At 66.6% G+C, this 21,759-nt stretch carries 25 protein-coding genes; 15 read left to right on the top strand and 10 right to left on the bottom strand.

Translation table 11 applies throughout. From position 1 onward, the window contains the following. On the bottom strand, positions 1-1,260 hold the full coding sequence (locus tag ACP7BL_RS00850) for an aspartate kinase (RefSeq protein WP_209612549.1): 1,260 nt from the start codon (positions 1,258-1,260) through the stop codon (positions 1-3). A gap of 62 nt (positions 1,261-1,322) precedes the next feature. On the opposite strand from ACP7BL_RS00850, the gene ubiG reads away from it, so the two are divergent. Then, positions 1,323-2,063, top strand: coding sequence for a bifunctional 2-polyprenyl-6-hydroxyphenol methylase/3-demethylubiquinol 3-O-methyltransferase UbiG (ubiG, locus tag ACP7BL_RS00845; protein ID WP_426257370.1), 741 nt, complete (start codon positions 1,323-1,325; stop codon positions 2,061-2,063). 139 nt (positions 2,064-2,202) lie between these two features. On the opposite strand, the gene ACP7BL_RS00840 is transcribed toward ubiG, so the two are convergent. Then, positions 2,203-3,735, bottom strand: a complete 1,533-nt coding sequence (locus tag ACP7BL_RS00840; protein ID WP_426257369.1) for an ABC transporter permease/substrate-binding protein — start codon at positions 3,733-3,735, stop codon at positions 2,203-2,205. Further along, on the bottom strand, positions 3,732-4,514 hold the full coding sequence (locus ACP7BL_RS00835) for an ATP-binding cassette domain-containing protein (protein WP_426257368.1): 783 nt from the start codon (positions 4,512-4,514) through the stop codon (positions 3,732-3,734). Before ACP7BL_RS00835 ends, ACP7BL_RS00840 begins: the two co-directional genes overlap by 4 nt. 51 nt (positions 4,515-4,565) lie before the next feature. On the opposite strand from ACP7BL_RS00835, the gene ACP7BL_RS00830 reads away from it, so the two are divergent. After that, the gene (locus ACP7BL_RS00830) at positions 4,566-5,366 is read left to right on the top strand and encodes an SDR family oxidoreductase (RefSeq protein ID WP_033967427.1); all 801 of its coding nucleotides are present in this window, start codon (positions 4,566-4,568) and stop codon (positions 5,364-5,366) included. On the opposite strand, the gene ACP7BL_RS00825 is transcribed toward ACP7BL_RS00830, so the two are convergent. Then, a complete protein-coding gene (locus ACP7BL_RS00825; protein WP_033967428.1) occupies positions 5,355-5,648 on the bottom strand; it encodes a 4a-hydroxytetrahydrobiopterin dehydratase in 294 nt (97 codons plus the stop codon). The two genes, ACP7BL_RS00830 and ACP7BL_RS00825, sit on opposite strands and share 12 nt — an antisense overlap. 51 nt (positions 5,649-5,699) lie before the next feature. Here ACP7BL_RS00825 and ccmA point away from each other — a divergent pair, with 51 nt between their 5' ends. The 3 genes from ccmA (at position 5,700) to ACP7BL_RS00810 (ending at position 8,216) form a co-directional block, all read left to right on the top strand. Then, positions 5,700-6,350 (top strand): heme ABC exporter ATP-binding protein CcmA, encoded by a 651-nt coding sequence (ccmA, locus tag ACP7BL_RS00820; protein ID WP_426257367.1) that lies wholly within the window; start codon positions 5,700-5,702, stop codon positions 6,348-6,350. Continuing rightward, positions 6,347-6,991, top strand: a complete 645-nt coding sequence (locus tag ACP7BL_RS00815; protein ID WP_137902733.1) for a heme exporter protein CcmB — start codon at positions 6,347-6,349, stop codon at positions 6,989-6,991. The genes ccmA and ACP7BL_RS00815 overlap by 4 nt, the downstream gene beginning before the upstream one ends. 121 nt (positions 6,992-7,112) lie before the next feature. Continuing rightward, positions 7,113-8,216 (top strand): glycosyltransferase, encoded by a 1,104-nt coding sequence (locus ACP7BL_RS00810; RefSeq protein ID WP_126846815.1) that lies wholly within the window; start codon positions 7,113-7,115, stop codon positions 8,214-8,216. On the opposite strand, the gene maiA is transcribed toward ACP7BL_RS00810, so the two are convergent. The 6 genes from maiA to pyrE all read right to left on the bottom strand — a co-directional run bounded on the left by maiA (position 8,200) and on the right by pyrE (position 12,747). Beyond that, positions 8,200-8,838 (bottom strand): maleylacetoacetate isomerase, encoded by a 639-nt coding sequence (gene maiA / locus ACP7BL_RS00805; RefSeq protein WP_033966930.1) that lies wholly within the window; start codon positions 8,836-8,838, stop codon positions 8,200-8,202. The two genes, ACP7BL_RS00810 and maiA, sit on opposite strands and share 17 nt — an antisense overlap. After that, positions 8,835-9,908, bottom strand: a complete 1,074-nt coding sequence (locus tag ACP7BL_RS00800; RefSeq protein WP_033966928.1) for an AI-2E family transporter — start codon at positions 9,906-9,908, stop codon at positions 8,835-8,837. Before ACP7BL_RS00800 ends, maiA begins: the two co-directional genes overlap by 4 nt. Then, entirely contained in the window at positions 9,905-10,819 is a 915-nt protein-coding gene (gene lepB, locus ACP7BL_RS00795) for a signal peptidase I (protein ID WP_126846813.1), read from the bottom strand. Before lepB ends, ACP7BL_RS00800 begins: the two co-directional genes overlap by 4 nt. Beyond that, positions 10,816-11,241, bottom strand: a complete 426-nt coding sequence (acpS, locus tag ACP7BL_RS00790; protein WP_426257366.1) for a holo-ACP synthase — start codon at positions 11,239-11,241, stop codon at positions 10,816-10,818. The genes lepB and acpS overlap by 4 nt, the downstream gene beginning before the upstream one ends. A gap of 199 nt (positions 11,242-11,440) precedes the next feature. Then, complete coding sequence (locus ACP7BL_RS00785) at positions 11,441-12,169, bottom strand: pyridoxine 5'-phosphate synthase (protein ID WP_426257365.1); 729 nt, start codon at positions 12,167-12,169, stop codon at positions 11,441-11,443. Continuing rightward, a complete protein-coding gene (pyrE, locus tag ACP7BL_RS00780) occupies positions 12,166-12,747 on the bottom strand; it encodes an orotate phosphoribosyltransferase (protein ID WP_033966935.1) in 582 nt (193 codons plus the stop codon). The genes ACP7BL_RS00785 and pyrE overlap by 4 nt, the downstream gene beginning before the upstream one ends. 208 nt (positions 12,748-12,955) lie before the next feature. Between pyrE and coxB the strand changes: the two genes are divergently transcribed. From coxB to ACP7BL_RS00730, 10 genes are all read left to right on the top strand, one after another. Continuing rightward, positions 12,956-13,999, top strand: coding sequence for a cytochrome c oxidase subunit II (gene coxB / locus ACP7BL_RS00775; RefSeq protein WP_426257364.1), 1,044 nt, complete (start codon positions 12,956-12,958; stop codon positions 13,997-13,999). Positions 14,000-14,002: 3 nt separating this feature from the next. After that, positions 14,003-15,664, top strand: coding sequence for a cytochrome c oxidase subunit I (ctaD, locus tag ACP7BL_RS00770; protein ID WP_426257363.1), 1,662 nt, complete (start codon positions 14,003-14,005; stop codon positions 15,662-15,664). A gap of 149 nt (positions 15,665-15,813) precedes the next feature. Continuing rightward, entirely contained in the window at positions 15,814-16,719 is a 906-nt protein-coding gene (locus tag ACP7BL_RS00765) for a heme o synthase (RefSeq protein WP_426257362.1), read from the top strand. Continuing rightward, positions 16,716-16,856 (top strand): hypothetical protein, encoded by a 141-nt coding sequence (locus ACP7BL_RS00760; RefSeq protein ID WP_171010507.1) that lies wholly within the window; start codon positions 16,716-16,718, stop codon positions 16,854-16,856. Before ACP7BL_RS00765 ends, ACP7BL_RS00760 begins: the two co-directional genes overlap by 4 nt. Continuing rightward, entirely contained in the window at positions 16,856-17,395 is a 540-nt protein-coding gene (locus tag ACP7BL_RS00755) for a cytochrome c oxidase assembly protein (RefSeq protein WP_126846803.1), read from the top strand. The genes ACP7BL_RS00760 and ACP7BL_RS00755 overlap by 1 nt, the downstream gene beginning before the upstream one ends. A 30-nt stretch (positions 17,396-17,425) precedes the next feature. Continuing rightward, positions 17,426-18,283, top strand: a complete 858-nt coding sequence (locus tag ACP7BL_RS00750; RefSeq protein ID WP_033965930.1) for a cytochrome c oxidase subunit 3 — start codon at positions 17,426-17,428, stop codon at positions 18,281-18,283. Positions 18,284-18,293: 10 nt separating this feature from the next. Next, entirely contained in the window at positions 18,294-18,701 is a 408-nt protein-coding gene (locus tag ACP7BL_RS00745; RefSeq protein ID WP_033965929.1) for a DUF983 domain-containing protein, read from the top strand. Then, the gene (locus ACP7BL_RS00740) at positions 18,698-19,336 is read left to right on the top strand and encodes an SURF1 family protein (RefSeq protein ID WP_426257361.1); all 639 of its coding nucleotides are present in this window, start codon (positions 18,698-18,700) and stop codon (positions 19,334-19,336) included. Before ACP7BL_RS00745 ends, ACP7BL_RS00740 begins: the two co-directional genes overlap by 4 nt. An 11-nt stretch (positions 19,337-19,347) precedes the next feature. After that, positions 19,348-20,748 carry a threonine synthase gene (gene thrC / locus ACP7BL_RS00735; protein WP_426257360.1) on the top strand — a complete coding sequence of 467 codons (1,401 nt, stop codon included), beginning with the start codon at positions 19,348-19,350 and terminating at the stop codon, positions 20,746-20,748. 115 nt (positions 20,749-20,863) lie between these two features. Further along, positions 20,864-21,730, top strand: a complete 867-nt coding sequence (locus ACP7BL_RS00730; protein WP_426257359.1) for a class I SAM-dependent methyltransferase — start codon at positions 20,864-20,866, stop codon at positions 21,728-21,730. The last annotated feature ends 29 nt before the right edge of the window (positions 21,731-21,759 follow it).

Below are 21,759 nucleotides of genomic sequence, written 5' to 3'. Positions count from 1 at the left end.
TCAGGCGGCATCCTCCGCATCGAGGCCGTAAGCCGTGTGCAGCACGCGCACCGCGAGTTCGGTATAATCCTCCTCGATCAGCACCGAGACCTTGATCTCGCTGGTCGAGATCGCCTGGATGTTGATGCCGCGCTCGCCCAGCGTGGAAAACATCGTGCTGGCGACACCGGCGTGGCTGCGCATGCCCACGCCCACCACCGAAATCTTGGCCACGCGCGTGTCGTGCACCAGCGACACGAAACCGATCTTCTCGCGCGCGGCGTTCAGCGCCTCGATCGAGCGCGCCAGATCGGCGGCCGGCACGGTGAAGGTCACGTCGGTCGAGCCTGCCGCATGGGCGATATTCTGGATAATCATGTCGACGTTGATGTTCGCCGCCGCGAGCGGCTCGAAGATCGACGCGACCGCGCCTGGCTTGTCCGGCACCGCCGTCAGCGTGATCTTGGCTTCGTTCTTATCATGCGCGATGCCGGTGATGAGCTGGCTTTCCATGTCTGCAATCTCCTCTTCGCCCACGATCATCGTGCCGGGCAATGTATCCGCCATCGGTGCATCCTCGCCCGTGAAGGACGACAGCACTTGCACGCGCACGCCTTCCTTCATCGCGAGCCCGACCGAGCGCGTCTGCAACACCTTCGCGCCGACGCTGGCAAGCTCCAGCATCTCTTCGTAGGTGACCTTCTTCAATTTGCGCGCGCGCGGGACGATGCGCGGGTCGGTGGTGTAGACCCCGTCGACATCGGTGTAGATGTCGCAGCGATCGGCCTTCATCGCGGCGGCCATCGCCACGGCCGAGGTATCGGAGCCGCCACGGCCAAGCGTGGTGACGCGGCCTTCCGCATCGATGCCCTGGAAACCGGGGATCACCGCCACTTCGCCCGCCGCAAGGCTGGTCTCCAGCGCTGCCATGTCGATTCCCTCGATCCGGGCCGAGGCGTGCGCGTCCGACGTGGCGATCGGCAATTGCCAGCCGAGCCAGCTGCGCGCGGGCACGCCCGCCGCCTGCAGCGCAATCGCCAGCAAGCCGCTGGTGATCTGTTCGCCTGCCGAAACGACCACGTCATATTCTTTGGGGTCGTACAGCGACGAGGCTTCGCGGCAGAAGCCGACCAGCCGGTCGGTCTCGCCGGCCATTGCCGAGACGACCACCGCAACCTGATTGCCCGCCGCGACTTCGCGTTTGACGCGCGCGGCCACGCTACGGATCCGTTCGATCCCGGCCATCGAGGTGCCGCCGAATTTCATCACGATACGGGCCATGCGCAGCAGACATCCTTGAGCTGGGGCTTGGGCTATTGGGGGCGTCCTGATAGGAAGCACGCATGAAGAGCGCAACCGTAACGTCTGTAACCACTATCAACCCCGCCGAAGCCGCCCATTTCGGCGCGATGGCGGCGGAATGGTGGGATCCGAAGGGCTCCTCGGCGATGCTGCACCGCTTGAACCCGGTGCGCTTGCGCTATCTGCGCGAACGGATCGACGCGCAGTGGCATGGCGATGAGAGCGGCTTCACCCCGCTCGCGGGCAAAAGCGCGCTCGATGTCGGCTGCGGTGCCGGGCTGCTGTGCGAGCCGCTGGCGCGCTTGGGAGCGAGCGTCACCGGGCTCGACGCGGCGGCCGAGAATATTGCGGTGGCAAGCGCGCATGCTGCGCAATCGGGCCTCGCGATCAACTATCGTACCGGCAGTGTCGAGGATCTGGACGGCGCAACCTTCGATCTCGTCACCAGCATGGAGGTGATCGAGCACGTTACCGACCCTGCCGCCTTCATTGCCGGGCTGGCGGGTGCTTTGGCGAAGGATGGCCTGCTGATCCTCTCCACCCCCAACCGCACCGCGCTGTCGCGGCTTGCGTTGATTACCGTGGGGGAAGGGCTCGGGCAAATCCCGCGCGGCACGCATGACTGGGACAAGTTCCTGACGCCGGATGCCCTGACCGAATTGGTCGAGGCGGCGGGCTTGCGCGTCGTCGATGTGCGCGGGCTCGGCTTCTCGGTCGCCAAGGGCTTCGTACTGAGCGACGACACCAAGCTCGATTATTTCGTGACGGCGGTGCGGGCATAACGCCAACACGCGCGCCATTCTTCCCCCCTCCCTGGAAGGGAGGGGCTGGGGGTGGGTGGCTCTCCGTGCTGGGCGACAGCGCGACCAACGGGCCGACCCACCCCCGCCCCCTTCCTTCCAGGGAGGGGAGCGCCGCTCACTACAACCCCAGCCGACGCTCCAGCCAGCGCGCCGCATCCTCGGGCGACACTTTGCCCCGGTCGCGGTCGACCAGATAATTCGCCTCGCGCATCGAAGCGACCGGGATGCGCCCGACCAGCGGCTTGAGCGCCGCCACCAGCCTAGCGTCCTTCGCCCGCTTGGGTGCCAGCAGCAGAATCGCGTCATAGCCCGGAATCGCGCGGCGCGGGTCGGTGAGCACGGTCAAATGCTCCGCCGCGATCCGCCCGTCCGACGAGAAGGCCGAGATGACATCGGCCTGACCGCTCTCCAGCGCGCGGTACATGAAGGTCGGGCTATAGGCGTGCGTGGCGGCAAAGCGGATTGGATAAGCGCGCTGCACCGCCGCCCATTCGGGCCGCTCCAGAAATTCGAGGTCGGAGCCGAGCGTCAGCCCCGGCGCCGCGCGCACCAGATCGTCGAGCGAGACGATCCCCTTAGCCCGCGCCGCATCGCCGCGCATCGCAAAGGCATAGGCATTCTCGAACCCCAAGGCCCCGAGCAGCCGCACGCCCGACGTCTGCGCGCTCCACGCACCGATCGCCGCCACCATCGCGGGCCGCGCGGGCGTGTCGCTGCGCCGCATCGCATTGGTCCAGAGCGTCCCCGCATAATCGACATAGACATCGATCGCGCCTGAGCTGAGCGCGCCATAGATCACCGCTGAGCCCAGCCCCTCGCGATATTCGACGCGGTAGCCCGCGCGTTCCAGCCGATGCCCGATCACGCGCGCGAGAATATATTGCTCGGAGAAATTCTTGGCGCCGATCACGATCGTCGGCGAACGCGGCACCGCCAGCGGCGCGAGCGCGGCCAGCACGCCGAGCAGCAGCACCGCGCCCGCGCCGTAAACCCGCCCGCGCCTGCGCGTCGCAATGCCGCGCTCGATCAGACCGAGCAGCGCATCCACCGCCAGCGCCAGCCCCGCCGCGCTGACGCACCCGGCCAGTACCAACGCCCAATTCTGCGTCTGCAACCCGGCGAAGATCAGATCGCCCAGGCTCGGCTGGCCGACCGTGGTCGACAGCGTCGCCGCACCGATCGTCCACACGGCAGCCGTGCGCACGCCCGCCATCAGCACGGGTGCCACCAACGGGGCCTCGACCAGCCGCAGCTTCTGCCACGCCGTCATGCCGATGCCGTCCGCCGCCTCGATCACGGCGGGGTCGATCCCGGCGAGCCCGGTCACGCCGTTGCGCAGGATCGGCAGCAGCGCATAGAGCGTCAGCGCCAGCAGCGAAGGCAGGAAGCCCAAGGCCGGTATCCCGCCCCCGACCAGCCCCGACACGAACAGCAACAGCGGATAGAAGAGCGCGAGCAGTGCCAGGCTCGGGATCGTCTGCACCAAACTCGCAAAGGCCAGCGCGACCCGCGCAACACCCGGCCGCCGCGCCGACCAGATCGCCAGCGGCAGGCTGATCGCCAGCCCCAGCGCCAATGCCGCCGCCGCCAGCAACAGATGCGCGGCGAGCAGCGGCGGCACGCGCGTCATCGCCTCGAGGAACGGGCTCATGCCCCCTCCTCCAGCGCGCGCAACCGCCGCGCCTGTTCACGCGGTACCGCCACCAAGGCATCCGCCACCGCGCCGCCTTGCCCGGCGAGCAAGGCTTGCGGCGTGGCGTCCGCCACGATCCGCCCAGCATCCATCACCAGCACCCGGTCCGCCAGGATCAACGCCTCGGCCATGTCATGCGTCACCATGATCGTGGTCAGGCCCAACCGATCGTGAAGCGCGCGCACCGCTGTGCCGAGTTGGTCGCGCGTCACCGGATCGAGCGCGCCGAACGGTTCGTCGAGCAACAACAGCCCCGGCGCGGTCGCAAGCGCGCGCGCCACGCCGACGCGCTGCCGTTGCCCGCCCGACAGCGCATCGGGCATCCGCACGGCGAAAGCCTGCGGCAAATCGACCAGATCGAGCAATGCCGCCACGCGCGCGGCAGTGTCGCGCCCGCCCGCCAGCCGCAGCCCTATCGCGACATTCTCGCCCACCGTCATATGCGGGAACAGCCCGATATTCTGGAAGACATAGCCGATCCGCCGGCGCAGCGCGGGTGCCGCACCCTCGGCAACATCCTTCCCGTCGATCCGCACAAGCCCCGCGCTCGGCACGATCAAGCGGTTGATCATCTTTAGCAGCGTCGATTTGCCGGAGCCCGAACTCCCGACCAACGCGACGAAAGCGCCGCCCGCAATTTCCAGCGAGACATCGTCCACCGCGACCGCGCCGCCACGGTAGCGCTTCGTCACCGCGTCGAAGGCAACGCTTGGGCCTGTACTGTGAGAATCCGGCATCGACGCGGACACTGGGGGAGGATACCGTTCGCGTCAAAGGGGAGAGGGATCATGACCCAACAAAAGGCAATCTTCATCACCGGCGGCGGCTCGGGCATCGGCCAGGCGACCGCGCGGCTGTTTGCCGAGCGCGGCTGGCGCGTTGGCCTCGCCGACGTCAACACGACGGGCTTGCGCGAAACCGCAGCAATGCTGCCGGCCGGCATGGCCGAAACCTATCAAATGGACGTGCGCGACCGCGCCGCCTGGGTCGCCAGCCTCGATGCGTTTACCGCGACCACCGGCGGGCGGCTCGACGTGCTGTTCAACAATGCCGGAATCGGCACTGGCGGGGCGATCATCGACATGTCGTTCGACGATCTCGACCGCGTCGTGGCGATCAATCTAGTCGGCGTGCTCAACGGTGCCAAGATCGGCTATGCTTATCTCGCGCGCACGCAGGGTTCCTGTCTGCTCAACACCGCCTCCGCCTCGGCGATCTATGGCACGTCGGGGCTACCCGTTTATTCGGCGACCAAATTCGGGGTGCGCGCGTTAACCGAGGCGCTCGACGGCGAATGGTATGGGGCGGGCGTCAAGGTACGCGATCTGGTGCCAAGCTTCATCGACACGCCTTTGCTGGCAGCGCCAGCGGGCAGCACCAATTATTCGATCAAACAGGTCGTTACCAATGCCGGACTCGAACTGACCGGGGTCGATGCCGTGGCGCAAGCCGCGTGGGATGCGGTGCACGGCGACAAGGTCCACACCTATGTCGGCAAGACCGCCGACCGCATGGCCTTTGCCGCCCGCTGGCTCCCCGGCCGCCTGCGCAAGATGATGCGCCGCAGCCTCGTGGCCTCAGCCCACTAAACTGTCGATCGCCTCCGCCAGCGCCACGTCCTTGTGCGACAGCCCACCTGCATCGTGCGTGGTCAACAGCACATCGACGCGGTTCCACACATTGTACCATTCGGGGTGATGATCGGCCTTTTCCGCCAGCAAGGCGACGCGCGTCATAAAGGCGAACGCCTCGCTGAAATCGGCGAAGGTGAAGGTGCGGGTGATCGCGTCGCGTGCTTCGTCGAAATCCCATTCGTCGAGCGTGTCGAGCGCCTCGGCCCGTTCGTCATCGCCCAGTGGTTCAACGCGCACCGCTTGCTCTCCTGCTGGCGCACCGTGCGCCTTCGCCGTAAGGCATAGCCGATGGTGCAGGCCGATCAACCTCCGGGCCCGTCTTTTGGCTCCGCCGCCGTTGTCGACGGGCGAGGCACGAACGCCGCTCTGGCCTTCCGCGACGTCACCTGCGTGCGCGGCGGGCGCGTGTTGTTCGAACGCCTGTCCTTTGCGGTGCCGCCGGGCGGCGCGGCGCTGGTCACCGGCCCCAACGGCATCGGCAAATCGAGCTTGATCCGCGTCGCCGCCGGGCTTTTGCGGCCCGCCAACGGCGAGATTGCGGGAGCGGCAACGCGCACGCTGATGGCCGAAGCCGCCGCGCTCGATGCCGCGCGCCCTCTGCGCGATGCGCTCGGCTTTTGGGCGGCGCTGGATGCCGACCCAGACGACCCGTACGGACGCGTCGCCCACGCCCTCCATGCGGTCGGCCTGTCGCATATCGCCGACGTGCCGGTGCGGCTGCTCTCCACCGGCCAGCGCCGCCGTGCCGCGCTCGCCCGCGTCGTGGCGAGCGGTGCGATGGTGTGGCTGCTCGACGAACCCGCCAACGGTCTCGACGTGGCGAGCGTGACGGTGCTCGAACACTTGATCGCGGCGCACCGGGGGCGCGGCGGCGCGGTGCTGGTCGCGACGCATTTGCCGATCGCCTTGCCCGACGCACAGACGATCTCGCTCTTATGACCGGGCTCGGCGCGCTCATCACTCGCGACGTGCGGATCGCCTGGGCCAGTGGCGGGGTGGTCAATGCGCTCGCTTTCTTCCTGCTCGTCACCATCCTGTTTCCCTTTGCGGTTGGGCCCGACACGGCGTTGCTGGCGCGGATCGGCGGCGGCGTGATCTGGGCGGCGGCGTTGCTCGCGGCGTTGATGCCGGTCGAACGGCTGGTCGGCCCCGATGCCGAAAGCGGCGTGCTCGATCAGTTGAGCGTGCGCGGCTTTTCGATGCCGACGGTGGCGGCCGCAAAAATCGCCGCGCATTGGATCGGCTTCGGCCCGCCGCTGATGCTCGCCACGGTGGTTGCGGCGGGGTTGCTCGGCTTGTCGGCGCAGACGCTCGGTGCGGTCGAGCTCGGGCTGCTGATCGGCACGCCGGGGCTCGCCGCGCTGGCGGTTGCGACCGCCGCGCTGGTCACAGGGCTGCGCGGCGCGGGCTCGGTCGCGGGGCTGGTAATGCTGCCGCTGGCCGTACCGCTGTTGATTTTCGGCGCAGGGTCGATGGAGGGCGGTGTCGGCGCGATCAAACTGCTCGGTGCGGTCAGCCTGATGCTGCTGGCCGGTGCGCCGTTCGTCGCGGGTGCGGCGATGCGCGGAGCACTCGAGTAAGCGAGCCGTCGGCGGCCCGAAGCGCCGGGTTGCGCCCTTCCCCAAAAAAATTCTGAAAAAACTGTCATGCGCGACGGGCCGGGAAACATTTGCGACAAAGCAACGTTACACAAACCCAACGATGTTAAGCCCGCGCCCCCCCGCATCGCATATCCTCGCCTACGCCCAGACCCTTGATGGGGGCGGGGTCGAAAAGGCGCTGCTGCGGCTGGTCCGTAGCTGGAGCGAAGTGGGACGACGCGTAACGCTGGTCCTCGGGGACGTAACGGGGCCGCTTTCGCGCGACCTGCCTACCGGCATAGAAACACGCATCCTCGGACGGCACTCTATGCTTGGCATGGGGGCCATTGCCGCGTTGACCGAGGAAATCGCGCCCGACATCCTGTTTTGCCCGGGCAACCATTATTCGGCACTGGCCGCGTGGACCAAGATGCGACTCGGCCACCGCTGTCCGCCGATCGTGGCGAAAATCTCCAATGCCCTGGTACGGCGCGATCACGGCGCAGCCTTTGCCGCCGCCTATCGCACCTGGCTGCGCTGGCATCCGCACTTTGTCGACGAACTGGTCGCAATGAGCCCGGCCATGGCCGACGAGGCACGGATCGAAATGGGTGCGCGACCGGAGATGCTGCACGTCATCCCCAATCCGCCGCTGCGTCCGGTGCTTGGCGCGAGCATCCCCGCCTTGCCCAACGGGCGCTTTCTCCTCGGAGTGGGGCGACTCGCCCCGCAAAAGCGCTGGGACCGGCTGATCGACGCTTTTGGTCAGGTAGCGCAACGCGATCTGGCGCTGGTGATCATCGGCGAAGGCGGCGAGCGCGCCGCGCTCGAAGCGCAAGTTGCTCGACTTGGCTTGGAGGGCCGCGTGTTGCTGCCCGGCCATGTCGCCGATCCGACACCGATTCTGGCGCGCGCGGCGGCGCTGGCGCTAGTGTCGGATTTCGAGGGGGTGCCGGGCGTGTTGCGGGAAGCGCTCGCCGTCGGCACGCCGGTGGTGACCACCGATTCAAGCGTCGCCGTGCGCGAAATCGTGACCCACCCGTCGCTCGGCAGCATTGTTCCGCCGGGCGATGGTGTGGCGTTGGTGGCAGCGCTCGACGATTGGTTGGTTCCCGGGCGCGCACGCCCGACGCCTGTGCCCCAGCCGGGCGAAAATGCCGCTGCCGCCTATCTCGATTTGTTCGACCGCGTCGTGCTGGATCGCCGGGTCAAGCTTGCGGCTTGACGCGATCGGGATGCGCCGCGGCGATCTCGGCGACGTTTGAGGCTGCGGTGTCGGCAGCGAGCAGTCGCGGGAAAGCGTCGAGCGACACCGAAAAGCGCCGCGCATTATAAAGCTGCGGCACCAGGCACACATCGGCGAGATTCGGCATATCTCCGCCCAAAAAGGGCCCGGGCACATCGGCGGTCATCGCCTCCAGCGCGGCAAGGCCTTCGACCATCCAGTGCACGTACCACGCCTCGCGCGCGGCCTGATCTGCCCCGAACTGGCTGGTCAGCCGGTTGAGCACGCGCAAATTGTCGATCGGGTGAAGGTCGGCGGCGATCACCAGCGCCTGTGCCAGCACCGCCGCCCGCGCGACCGGGTCAGCCGGAACCATGGGGGGCGCTTTGTGGATGGCGTCGAGATAGTCGATGATCGCCAGGCTCTGCGTCAGCACCACCGTTCCGATGTCCAGCGCGGGCAGCAGCCCCTGCGGGTTGCGCGCCAGGAAGGCCGCCGACCGATGCTCACCCTGCGTCAGGTCGACCGCGACCCGTTCATAAGCGACGTGTTTCAGGCCAAGCGCGATCCGCACGCGATAGGAAGCCGAGGAGCGCCAATAATCGTAAAGGACCGGCATCATGCCTTTACCGCCGCTTCGTCCTCGCCTTCCGCCTCCGAGCTGCGCTCCAGCGCGACCTTGATCATCGCGGTCAGCGGATCGGCCAAGGTCAGCCCCAGCACGCCAAACAGCGTCCCCGCCAGAATCTGCATCGACAGCGTCAGCGCGGGCGGCAAATCCACCGTGCGCCGTGCCACCATCGGGATCACGACATAGCCATCGAGAGTCTGGATGAAGACATAGATGGCGATCGCCCAGAAGCCGGTGTGCATCCCCGCACTGAACCCGACCGCGACCATCAGCACGCCGCTGGTGATCGCGCCGATATTGGGCACAAAGGCCAAAATCCCGGTGATGATGCCGAGCACCAGCGCCATCGGCACGCCCGCCAGTGCGAGCGCAATGCCCGTCATCACGCCTTCCAGCGCCATGCCGAACAAGCGCCCGGCCAGCAGCCGCCGCATCGTTGTCGCCATCTGCTCGATCGTGCCGGCGAAGCGCGCGCGCTGGTCGCGCGGGATCAGCCATTGCAACCCGCTTTCATACAGCCGCGGCTCCATCGCGATGAACAGGCCGATCACCAGCACCATCACCAGGCTGGCAAGGGCCCCGAAGGCGATACCGAGATAGGAGGTGAGCTTGCCGAACGAGCCCAGCGCCTGTTGCGCGATGCCATTAAGGTCGGCCTTGCCTGGCATGATGCCGATGCGCGACGCCCAGTCCATCAGCTTGGTCGCTTGCGTCATCAAGGTGCTGCGCAATTGCTGGACCTGTTCGGTGATGCCCGCACCCGTCAGGTACATCACCCCGACGATGAAGGCGACGGTCAGAACCACCACGATCAATAACCGCCACGGCCGCCCGATCGGCAGCACGCGGCGCAGCAGCCGCACCCCGCCGTCGAGCATCGAAGCGAAGACAAGCCCGCCAAAGATGATCAGCAGCGGCTGTACCAGCAGCACCGCCAGCGCGATCGCCCCCGCAAGCCCGAGCCAGATCGTCGCGCGCTTCAGCTCCTGCCGCACGAAGGGATCGCGCAGTTCGTTGGGGGCCGGTTCGCTGACCAGCTCAGGCTTTGCGCCCTGGCTCATTTATCGCGCTCGGCATGAAGCGAGGTTCCCGCGCGACCACCGCGGAAGGACTGCCCCCAGGTCAGCGGATTCCAGCTCCCCAGCCCGGTCTTGGAAAAGGTGATGAACTCGGCGCGGCCGCCGAGATATTCCCACGGCACCGGCCCACCCAGCCCTTGTTCGGCCAGGCTGAAACGGCTGTCGGCACTGCGATCGCGATTGTCGCCCATCAGGAAAACATGCCCCGGCGGGATCAGCGTTTCGGGATAATTGTCGCCCGGCGATGGCCCCAGATCGACCGTCTCATAATGCCGCCCGTTCGGCAGCGTTTCGGTATAGAGCGGCAGACGGCAATAGTTCTTTCCGTCTGCCCCGGTGTGGAGCGCACCGGGATATTGCAGCGGATCGCAGGTCACGCCGGGTTCCGACACCAGCGGCGCGCCACCATAATTGGGAATGTCGACATAATGCAGCGGCCCGCGCTTCAGCGGCACGCCGTTCAGGATGACGATGCCGTCGCGCACCGCGATGCGGTCGCCCGGCAAGGCGATGAGCCGCTTGATATAGTCGGTCTCGGTACCCGGCGGCGTGACGATCACGACATCGCCCCGCTCGGGCAGCTGCCCAAGCAAGCGGCCATGAAGGAACGGCAAAACGTGGAAGGTCGGCGAGACAAACGACCAGCCATAGGGAAATTTGCTCACCACCAGCTGATCGCCGACGAGCAGACCCGGCAGCATCGATTCCGACGGGATATAGAAGGGCTTGGCGATGAAGGTGTGGAAGCCGAGCACCGCCAGGATCAACCACAGGATGCCGCGCAGTTCGGACGCCCAATCGGTCTTGCTTGGTTTGGCGGCGGAGGCGGTGGCGCGCTCGCTTTCGCCGGGCTCCCCGGCTTCGGTCGTGCTCAGCGCCAAGTCGTCCTTCATGTCTCGTCCTTCGGGCGCTCAGCCACCGCGCGCGCTTCAAGGACGACCAGCGCCTGTGCCCAGGGATGGTCGTCGGTCATCGTCAAATGTACCACCGCGACGTGGCCGTCGGGCGTCAACGCGTCAAGCCTCGCCTTGGCCCCACCGGTCAGCAACAAGGTTGGCGCGCCCGAGGGGGCGTTGACCACGCCAATGTCCTTCATGAAGACACCGCGCTTGAATCCGGTGCCGACCGCCTTGGAAAAGGCTTCCTTCGCGGCAAAGCGTTTGGCCAGCGTGCCCGCCTTCGTGAACGGGCGTCGCGCCGCCTTGGCGCGCTCCACATCGGTGAACACCCGCTGCTCGAAGCGGTCGCCGAAGCGGTCAAGCGATGCCTGGATCCGCTCGATATTGCACAGGTCGGAGCCGAGCCCGATAATCATACAATCCCTCTCCCACCGGGAGAGGGAGGGAGCCGCGAAGCGGCGGAAGGGTGAGGGTGACAGGAGTGGTACGAGGCCGCCCTCACCCTTCCCACGCCTGCGGCGCGGGCCCAGTTTCGGGTGAACAGTGCCCCGCGCTGTTCAGGTCGTGCCGGGGGCACGACCGACCCGAAACTCCTCTCCCGATGGGAGAGGGATATCACCGCGCCGCGTCCATCGCCGCGCGCATCTGCTGCACGCTGGTCGCCAACCCGACGAACAGCGCCTCGCCGATCAGGAAATGCCCGATATTGAGCTCGCGCACTTGCGGGATCGCCGCGATCGGCGCGACATTGGCATAGGTCAGGCCATGCCCGGCATGGACTTCGATCCCGTTGCGCGCCGCCAAAGCCGCCGCATCCGACAAACGGCGCAGTTCGACCGCCTGCGCTTCGCCCTCGAGCTCGGCATAGCGCCCGGTGTGCAGCTCCACCACCGGCGCGCCCAGGCGAATCGCCGCGTCGATCTGCAGCGCATCGGGTTCGATGAACAGAGAGACGCGAATCCCCGCGTCGCGCAACGCCGCCACCAACGGTGCCAGCGTGTCGAACTGACCCGCCGCGTCGAGCCCGCCCTCGGTGGTCCGCTCCTCGCGCTTTTCGGGCACGATGCACGCGGCGTGGGGGCGATGCCGCAAGGCGATCGCCAGCATCTCGTCGGTCGCCGCCATTTCCAGGTTGAGCGGGATCGTCAATTCGACTGAAAGGCGCGCAATATCGTCGTCGGTAATATGCCGCCGGTCCTCGCGCAGATGCGCGGTGATGCCATCCGCTCCCGCCTCCGCCGCCAGCAACGCCGCGCGCACCGGATCGGGATAGCCCGACCCACGCGCATTGCGGACGGTGGCGACGTGATCGATATTGACGCCGAGGCGGAGCGGGGCGCTCACGCCGCGCGGCTCCCGGGCTTGATCGCGGGGATCGCCGCCAGTTCCGGCGGCAGCGAATCGGCGGCGTAGGTCGGCACGTCGAGCCGGATCAGCGGGAAGAATGGCACGCCCAGCTCGGCGGTGCCGTTCGAACGATCGACCAGAGCCGCCGCCGCCACGGTTTCCCCTCCCGCCCGGGCGATCGCCGCGATCGCCTCGCGCGAGGACAGGCCGGTGGTCACGACATCCTCCATCATCAGCACCTTGGTGCCGGGCGCGAGGCGGAAGCCGCGCCGCAGCTCGAACACGCCCTCGGGCCGTTCGAGGAACATCGCAGGCACCCCCAGCGCGCGCGCCATTTCATGCCCGGCGATCACACCGCCCATCGCGGGCGACACCACGGCCGCAATGCTGTCGCGAATCTCGACGGGAAGGCGGGCAGCCAGCGCCGTTGCCAGACGGCTACCGCGCGCCGGGTCCATCAACACGCGCGCGCACTGCAAATAGCGCGGCGAGCGCAGACCGGACGACAGAATGAAATGACCCTCCAACAACGCCTCGGCGGCGCGGAATTCGGCCAGAACATCATCGTCGGTCATCGTGGTGGTCATCGTTTCTGATCCTGCGGAATGGGACGCCTGATTAGGGTCCGGGGGGCGTCGGTGCAACGATTGCGCCAAAAAAGGTGCCGCGCGGCTTGAGGCCCCGGCATCCCCTGCGTATAGACACCAGATAGAGGGCACATATCTGCCCCGTCCGGCCCCGCACGATCGGGGCGATTGATAGGGGTAGACGCAGGGGATGCACATGATCGGGATCAAATCGATCGTACTGGCAGCTGGGCTCGCGATGCTGAGCGTCGGCGCGGCGCAGGCGGCACCCGCTGCGCCAGCCGCGAAGCCGGTGGCGGCCGCACCCGCCACACCCGCCGCAGCAGTGTCGCACGATCCCATGCTCGCGGTCGACGGCGCGCCGGCCATGGCGATCGACCCCAAGGTCGGCCAGCCGGTCGATGGTCTCATCACCATCCAGCCGCAGGTCACCCCCAATGGGCAACAGGCGCTGTGGTTTCACAACACGCTGCTGATGCCCGTCATCACCGGCATTTGTATCCTGGTGCTGGTGCTGCTCGGCTGGGTGGCGCTGCGCTACCGCCGCGCGGCCAATCCGGTTGCGTCCAAGACCTCGCACAACACCATCCTGGAAGTGTTGTGGACCGGCATTCCGGTGCTGATCCTGCTAGGCCTCGCTTTGCCGTCGATCGGGCTGCTGCAAGCACAGTACAAGCCCGCGCCCAAGAATGCGGTGACGCTGAAGGCGATCGGCAACCAATGGTATTGGACCTATCAATATCCCGATCATGGCGGGTTCGAAATCACCTCGAACATGCTCAAGGAAGCGGGTGAAGTCGGCAAGGGCGAACGCGCCCGCACTGCCGTCGATGGCCCGCGCCTGCTCGCTACCGACAATCGCGTCGTGCTGCCGGTCGGCGTGCCGATCCGGCTGATCACCACCGCCAATGACGTGATCCACAGCTGGGCGATCCCGGCCTTCTGGATCAAGCTCGATGCGGTGCCCGGCCGCCTGAACGAGACCAGCTTCACCATCAACAAGCCCGGCGTCTATTTCGGCGTCTGCTCGGAACTGTGCGGCGCACGGCATGGCTATATGCCGATCACGGTCGAGGCGGTCAGCCCGGCGGTGTTCGCGCAGTGGATCAAGGCCAAGGGCGGCACCATGCCGGGCGCAGCGCCTGCGCCCGCCGCAGCCCCCGCTGCCGCCACCACCGCTTCGATTGCCACCCCAGGCGCAGCGGCTCCCGCCGCCGCCGTCGCCACCGCTGGACAATAAGCCATGACCGACACCGCCCTCACCCCGAGCGCCTTCGAGGCGCATCACGATGACGCCCACGCGCATGACACGCACGAAATGTCGTTCTTCACGCGCTGGTTCATGTCGACCAACCACAAGGACATCGGCACGCTGTACCTGATCTTCGCGATCGTCGCGGGCATCATCGGTGGCGGCATTTCGGGCCTGATGCGCGCCGAACTCGCGCAGCCGGGCATTCAATATCTCGGCTATTGGGCAAGCTTCCTGCCCGGTGGCGAACAGGGCCTCGACCATTCGCTGCACCTGTGGAACGTGCTGATCACCGCGCACGGCATCATCATGGTGTTCTTCATGGTCATGCCCGCAATGATCGGCGGCTTCGGCAACTGGTTCGTGCCGATCATGATCGGCGCGCCCGACATGGCCTTCCCGCGGATGAACAACATCTCGTTCTGGCTGCTCATCCCCGCCTTCACGCTGCTGCTCGCCTCGCCCTTCTTCGGCGGTGCCGGTAACGGCTGGACGCTCTACGCGCCGCTGTCGACGTACGGCGAGCCTGGCCCGTCGACCGACATGGCGATCCTCGCGCTGCATTTGGCGGGTGCCTCGTCGATCCTCGGCGCGATCAACTTCATCACCACCATCTTCAACATGCGCGCGCCGGGCATGACGCTGCACAAGATGCCGCTGTTCGTGTGGTCGGTGCTGGTCACCGCCTTCCTGCTGCTGCTCTCGCTGCCGGTGCTGGCGGCTGCCATCACCATGCTGCTGACCGATCGCAATTTCGGCACCACCTTCTTCGATCCCGCCGGTGGTGGCGACCCGATCCTGTACCAGCATCTGTTCTGGTTCTTCGGCCACCCCGAAGTCTACATCATGATCCTGCCGGGCTTCGGCATCGTCAGCCAGGTGATCTCGACCTTCTCGAAAAAGCCGGTCTTCGGCTATCTCGGCATGGCCTATGCCATGGTCGCGATCGGCGTGGTCGGCTTCGTCGTGTGGGCGCACCACATGTTCACGACGGGCCTCAGCGTGAACACCAAGATGTACTTCACCGCCGCCACGATGGTGATCGCGGTGCCGACCGGGATCAAGATCTTCTCGTGGATCGCGACAATGTGGGGCGGTTCCTTGAGCTTCAAGACCCCGATGCTGTGGGCAATCGGCTTCATCTTCATGTTCACCGTCGGCGGCGTTACCGGCGTCGTGCTCGCCAATGGCGGCATCGATGATTACATGCAGGACAGCTATTATGTGGTGGCGCACTTCCACTATGTGCTGTCGCTGGGTGCGGTCTTCTCGCTCTTCTCGGGTTTCTATTACTGGTTCCCGAAAATGTCGGGCCGGATGTACAACGAATTCCTCGGCCAGCTGCACTACTGGATCTTCTTCATCGGCGTGAACCTGCTGTTCTTCCCGATGCACTTCCTCGGCCTGCAGAACATGCAGCGCCGCGTGCCCGATTACACCGATGGCCTCGCGCATTGGAACTGGGTCGCCAGCATCGGCTATGCGGTGATGGCGGTCGGCATGGGCGTGTTCTTCGTCAACCTGATCTGGTCGCTGCTCGCGGGCAAGAAGGCCGGTGACAACCCGTGGGGCGAAGGTGCGACCACGCTCGAATGGACGCTGTCGAGCCCGCCGCCCTACCACCAGTTCGAAACGCTGCCCCGGATCGATTGATTATGGAGTACCCCTCTTCCACTCGCGGGAGGGGGGTACTTCTTTATTCCCCTCCCGCTTGCGGGAGGGGCTAGGGGAGGGCAGTGAACGCCCACCCGACACAGCCCTCCCCCAACCCCTCCCGCGCGCGGGAGGGGAGGATCAATTCCATGACCGCTGCCACCATGCCGAGCACCACCCTCCCCGCCGACTGGCGCGATTTCTTCGCGCTGACCAAGCCGCGGGTGATGCGTTCGGTCGTGCTGACCGGGCTGTGCGGGATGTTGGCCGCGCCGGTGCATTTGCCTTTCGTGCTCGGCTTCACTGCGATCCTGTGCATCGCGCTGGCGGCGGGCGCGGCAGGCGCGCTCAACCAATGGTATGAATCGGATATCGATGCGCTGATGAAGCGCACCGCCAAGCGCCCGCTCCCGGCCGGCAAGATGGACCGCGAGACCGCGCTCCATTTCGGCGTCGGGCTCGGCGTGTTCTCGGTGCTGCTGATGGGCCTCGCCATCGGCCTGCTCGCCGCTGTGCTGCTGGCGGTGTCGATCCTGTTCTACGTGCTGATCTATACGGTCGGTCTCAAGCGGCTGACCCCGCAGAACATCGTCATCGGCGGGGCCGCCGGGGCCTTCCCGCCGCTGATCGGCTGGGTCGCCGCCACCGGCAGCATTTCGACGCTGCCGCTGTTGATGTTCGCGATCATCTTCCTGTGGACCCCGCCGCACAGCTGGGCGCTGGCGCTGCTGATTCGCGACGATTACGCCAAGGGCGGCGTGCCGATGCTTCCCGTCGTGGCGAGCGCGGCGACGACGCGCTGGCAAATGCTGTTCTACGCGGTGCTGATGGCCGCCGCCGCCGTGTCGCCGTGGGCGCTGGGGTTGGCCGGGATCGCCTATGGCGCGGTCGCCGCGATCGGCTCGGCGGTGTTCCTCAGCCTCACGCTCTGGGTCGTTGCGGCGCGCGCGGGCACCCCCGCCGAGATGAAGGCCGAACGCTTCCTGTTCGTCTATTCGATCGGCTATATTCTGATGATCTTCATTTCCCTCGCAGTCGATCGGCTCACCGCATGACCCCCGACCCGCACAGCGACCTCGTCCGCAAGCGTCAGCGCAGCCGCGCGACAGCGCTCGCGCTGATCCTCGGTGCTTTTGTGGTGCTGGTGTTCGCGATCAGCATCGCCAAGATCCAGGCGGGGATGCCGCACTGATGGCGATCGACCGCAAACTGCGCACGGCGCTGTTCGCGGTGGCGGGCATTTGCTTCATGAGCGGGCTTGGCTGGGCGAGTATCCCGCTCTACCGCCTGTTCTGCCAGGCGACCGGCCTCAACGGCACCACCCAGCGCGGGCTCGTGGCACCGGGCGCGGTCAACCGGCAGATCCGCATCGATTTCGACACCAATGTCGCGCCGCACATGCCGTGGAAGTTCGCGCCCGAACATCCATCCGAAACCGTCGATATCGGCGGGCGCGACATGGCGTTCTTCACCGCGACCAACACATCGGACCATCCGATCACGGGCACCGCGACCTACAACGTCACCCCGGCGCAAGCGGGCAAATATTTCACCAAGATCCAGTGCTTCTGCTTCACCCAGCAAACGCTGAAACCGGGCGAAACCGCGCGGATGCCGGTGATCTTCTTCGTCGACCCGAAGATCCTTGCGGATCCGGACGCCAGTGACGTGCAGACGATTACGCTCAGTTACACTTTTTACCCGGTGGATTCCACCAAAGCCAAGAGCTAGAACCGAACGACAAAAGAGGACGAGGGACAGATGGCCGGCGCCAAGAACCACGATTACCACATCCTTCCCCCCAGCATCTGGCCGTTGGCCGGGGCGATGGCGGCACTCGCCATGGCATCGGGTGGCATCATGTGGATGCATTCGGCGGCCGGGGGCGGCGCGGTGTTCTTCGCCGGCGTCGCGGGCGTGCTCGCAGTGATGTATGGCTGGTGGCGTCAGGTCATCCTCGAGGCGCATGCAGGCGACCATACCCCTGTCGTCCAATTGCACCTGCGCTACGGCATGATCCTGTTCATCGCCTCCGAAGTGATGTTCTTCGTCGGCTGGTTCTGGGCGTTCTTCGACTTTTCGCTGTTCCCCGCCCACATCGTCTATGATTCGGTGACCAAGACCGTCTCGGTCGCCGCCGATGTCGCAGCGCAATGGCCGCCCAAGGGTCTGGAAGTCATCGACGCCTTCCGCTTCCCGCTGCTCAACACGCTGATCCTGCTCACCAGCGGTACCACGATCACCTGGGCGCACCACGCGCTGATCCATGGCGACCGTGACGGCCTGAAGAAGGGCCTGTGGGTCACGATCATCCTCGGCCTGCTGTTCAGCTCGATCCAGGCCTATGAATATGCCGACGCCCCCTTCCCCTTTAAGGGCCTGAACTATGGCGCATCCTTCTTCATGGCGACCGGGTTCCACGGCTTCCACGTGATGATCGGCACGATCTTCCTGATCGTCTGCCAGATCCGCGTCTATCGCGGCGATTTCACTCCGCAGCAGCATTTCGGCTTCGAAGCGGCGGCGTGGTATTGGCATTTCGTCGACGTGGTGTGGCTGTTCCTGTTCGTCTCCATCTATGTCTGGGGTGGCTGGGGCGCGCCCATCCACGCCGGCTGATCGCCGTCCGATGACCGAGGTGCGGGCCGAGGCCGTAACGCCGACGCCCGAACCGGCCCCCTTGCCCGCTGCGTTCAAGGGCCTGTGCCCGCGCTGCGGCGCACCGAGCTTGTTCAAGGGCTGGCTCGCTTTTGCCGATCGCTGCGCCGTGTGCGGGCTCGATTACACCCGCTTCAATGTCGGGGACGGACCTGCCGCGCTGCTCGTCCTGCTGCTCGGCGCGATCGTAGTGGGCGCGGCGATCACGATCCAGCTGACGCTTGCCCCGCCGATCTGGCTGCAACTCATCCTCTGGGTGCCGGTGACCATCGCCGCCGTGATCGGTGCACTCCGCGTCGCCAAGGCAGCCTTGCTCGGTTCCGAATATCGCACCGCCGCGCGCGAGGGGCGCATAACCCCGCTCGACCCCAATCCATGAACCGCATCCCGGTCCTGCCGACGGTACTCGTCGGCATCGCCATCGCCGCGATGATCGCGCTCGGCGTCTGGCAATTGCAGCGCCGCGCCGAAAAGGAAGCGCAGCTCGTGCAGTATGCGCGCAACGTCACGCTGCCGCCTGTCGCCTTCCCGCGCATCCCGGTCGATGAGGATGGCAGCCTGCTGTTCCGCCGTGCCAGCGCCTTCTGCCTGCAACCGGTCAGCTTCCGCATCGAAGGCGGGCGCAATGCGCGCGGCGGCACCGGCTGGCGGCAGATCGCCGAATGCCGCACCGGCGCAGAAGGCCCCGGCTTCACCGTGCAGATCGGCTTCGGCCTCGATCCCCATGCCAAGCCCAATTGGAGGGGCGGCCCAGTGCGCGGCTATATCTCGCACGTCCCCGGCCACGCCCCGCTGATCGCCTCCGCGCTCGGCGGCGCACCCAAGATGCTGATGCTCGTCGCGGATCCTCCCGCCGCGGGACTCGACCCCAATCCCGCGCCCGATCTGTCGGCGGTGCCCAACAATCACCTCGCTTATGCGGTGCAGTGGTTCGTCTTCGCCGCCATCGCTGCGATCATCTATGCGCTGGCGCTGCGGCGGCGGACGGTTGCCCCGGCGGCTCCACCTCGCTAACCGCAGGGGTCATGCGCTACACAAGCACGCGCGGCTCCGCGCCCACCCTCGATTTCCGCGACGTCACGCTCGCGGGCCTGGCCAAAGACGGCGGCCTCTATCTGCCCGAAAGCTGGCCGCGCTTCTCGACCGAACAGATCGCGGCCCTGCGCGGCCTGTCTTATGTCGACACCGCCGTCGCGGTGATGCTGCCCTTCGTCGAGGGCACGCTCAGCGAGGCCGATCTGCGCCAACTCTGCACCCAGGCTTATGGCCGCTTCGCCCATGCCGCCGTCGTGCCGCTGGTCCAGCTCGATCCGCAAAACTGGCTGCTGGAGCTGTTCCACGGCCCCACGCTCGCCTTCAAGGACGTCGCGCTGCAATTGCTCGGGCTGCTGTTCGAGCGCTTCCTCACCGGCAGCAGCCAGCAAGTCACCGTGATCGGCGCGACCTCGGGCGATACCGGCTCGGCTGCGATCGATGCGCTGGCCGGCCGCGCCGGGGTCGATGTGTTCATGCTCCACCCCAAGGGCCGCGTGTCCGAAGTGCAGCGTCGCCAGATGACCACCGTCATCGCCCCCAACATCCACAATATCGCGCTGGAGGATGCCAGCTTCGACGATGCGCAGGCGCTGGTAAAGGCGATGTTCAACGACGACGCTTTCTCGGGCAAGTTCGCGCTGTCGGCGGTCAATTCGATCAACTGGGCGCGGCTGATGGCGCAAGTGGTCTATTATTTCTACGCCGCCGTCCGTCTGGGCGCGCCCGAGCGCCCCGTCGCCTTCTCGGTGCCGACCGGCAATTTCGGCGATGTCTTCGCCGGTTACGTCGCCGCCAAGATGGGCCTGCCCATCGCCAAATTGATCGTCGCCACCAACGTCAACGACATCCTCCACCGTGCGCTCAGCGCCGGCGATTATTCGCAAGGCACCGTCGTGCCGACGCCAAGCCCGTCGATGGACATTCAGGTGTCGAGCAATTTCGAACGACTGCTGTTCGATCTCGGCGGCCGCGACGGTGCCGCGCTCGCTGAACAGATGCGCGGTTTCGAAACAACCAAGGCCATGCGGTTGACCAACGCGCAGCGCGAAGGTGCCGCCGCTCTGTTCGGCAGCGACCGCGTCGACCTCGACGACATGGCACTGGCAATGCGCTGGGCGTGCGAATCGAGCGGGGAGATCATCGATCCGCACACCGCGATCGGCCTCGCCGCCGCGCGCCGCGCCGGGCTTCCCGCCGATGTGCCGGTGGTGACGCTGGCAACCGCCCACCCTGCCAAGTTTGGAGATGCGGTCGAGCGCGCGACCGGCAAACGGCCGCCGCTGCCCGCACGGATTGGCGATCTGCTCGAGCGCGAGGAACGCTACGCCTCGCTGCCGGGCACGTTCGACGCGGTCACCGCCTATATCGCCGAACGCGCGAGCGCGCGGTGAGCGATCTCAAACTCACCCTCACCCTTCCCACTCGGCTGCGCCGAGCGGGCCCCTTCCCTCTCCCGTTGGGAGAGGGAGGGAGGAGCGAAGCGACGGAAGGGTGAGGGTGAGCAAAATGAACGACCTAATAACCCTCATCACCGAACCCTGGCCCGATTACGGGCTCATCGACTCCGGCCACGGCCGCAAGCTCGAACGCTATGGCCGGTTCCGCTTCATCCGCCCCGAACCGCAGGCGATGTGGGCCCCGGCGTCGGAAAGCTGGGAAGCCGATGGCGATTTCATCGGTGCGTCGGATGAAGAGGGCGGCGGGCGCTGGCATCTGTCGCGGGATGTGCCGCGCGGTGGCTGGCACGTGCGCTGGGAGGAAGTGCTGTTCCTCGCGCAGAACACGCCCTTCCGCCACCTCGCTTTCTTCCCCGACATGGCACCGCAATGGCAGTGGATGCGCGGGCGCGTCGCCGAGGGGGATCAAGTGCTCAACCTGTTCGGCTATACCGGGGTCGGCACGCTGGCGCTCGCCGCCAGGGGCGCGGCGATGACGCATGTCGATGCCTCCAAAAAGTCGGTCGAGGCGGGCAAGGCCAATGCGTTCCTGTCCGACATGGCCGACCGCCCGATCCGCTGGATGGTCGACGACGCCGCCAAATTCGCCGCGCGCGAAGTGCGGCGCGGGAAACGCTATGACGGCATCTTCCTCGATCCGCCAAAATTCGGGCGCGGGCCCGATGGCGAAGTGTGGCGGCTGGAAGAGGGCCTGCCCGGCCTGATCGCGGATTGCCGTCGCTTGCTCGACCAGGACAGCAAGTTCCTGGTGCTGACCGTCTATGCCGTGCGCATGTCGGCGCTGGCGATCGGCGAGGTGGTGCGTCAAGCGCTGGCCGACCTCGGCGGCACGGTCGAAGTCGGCGAGATGGCGGTGCGCGAGGAAGCGCGCGGGCTGTTGCTGCCGACCGCGATCTTCGCGCGCTGGTCACGGTAAACCCGTCAGGCCCCCCGCAAAACGCCTCA

The sequence above is a fragment of the Sphingomonas sp. DC1600-2 genome, assembly GCF_049897605.1.
GTDB lineage: Bacteria > Pseudomonadota > Alphaproteobacteria > Sphingomonadales > Sphingomonadaceae > Sphingomonas.
The sequence above is the reverse complement of the archived record's forward strand: the minus strand, read 5'-3'. Positions and strand labels throughout refer to the sequence as shown.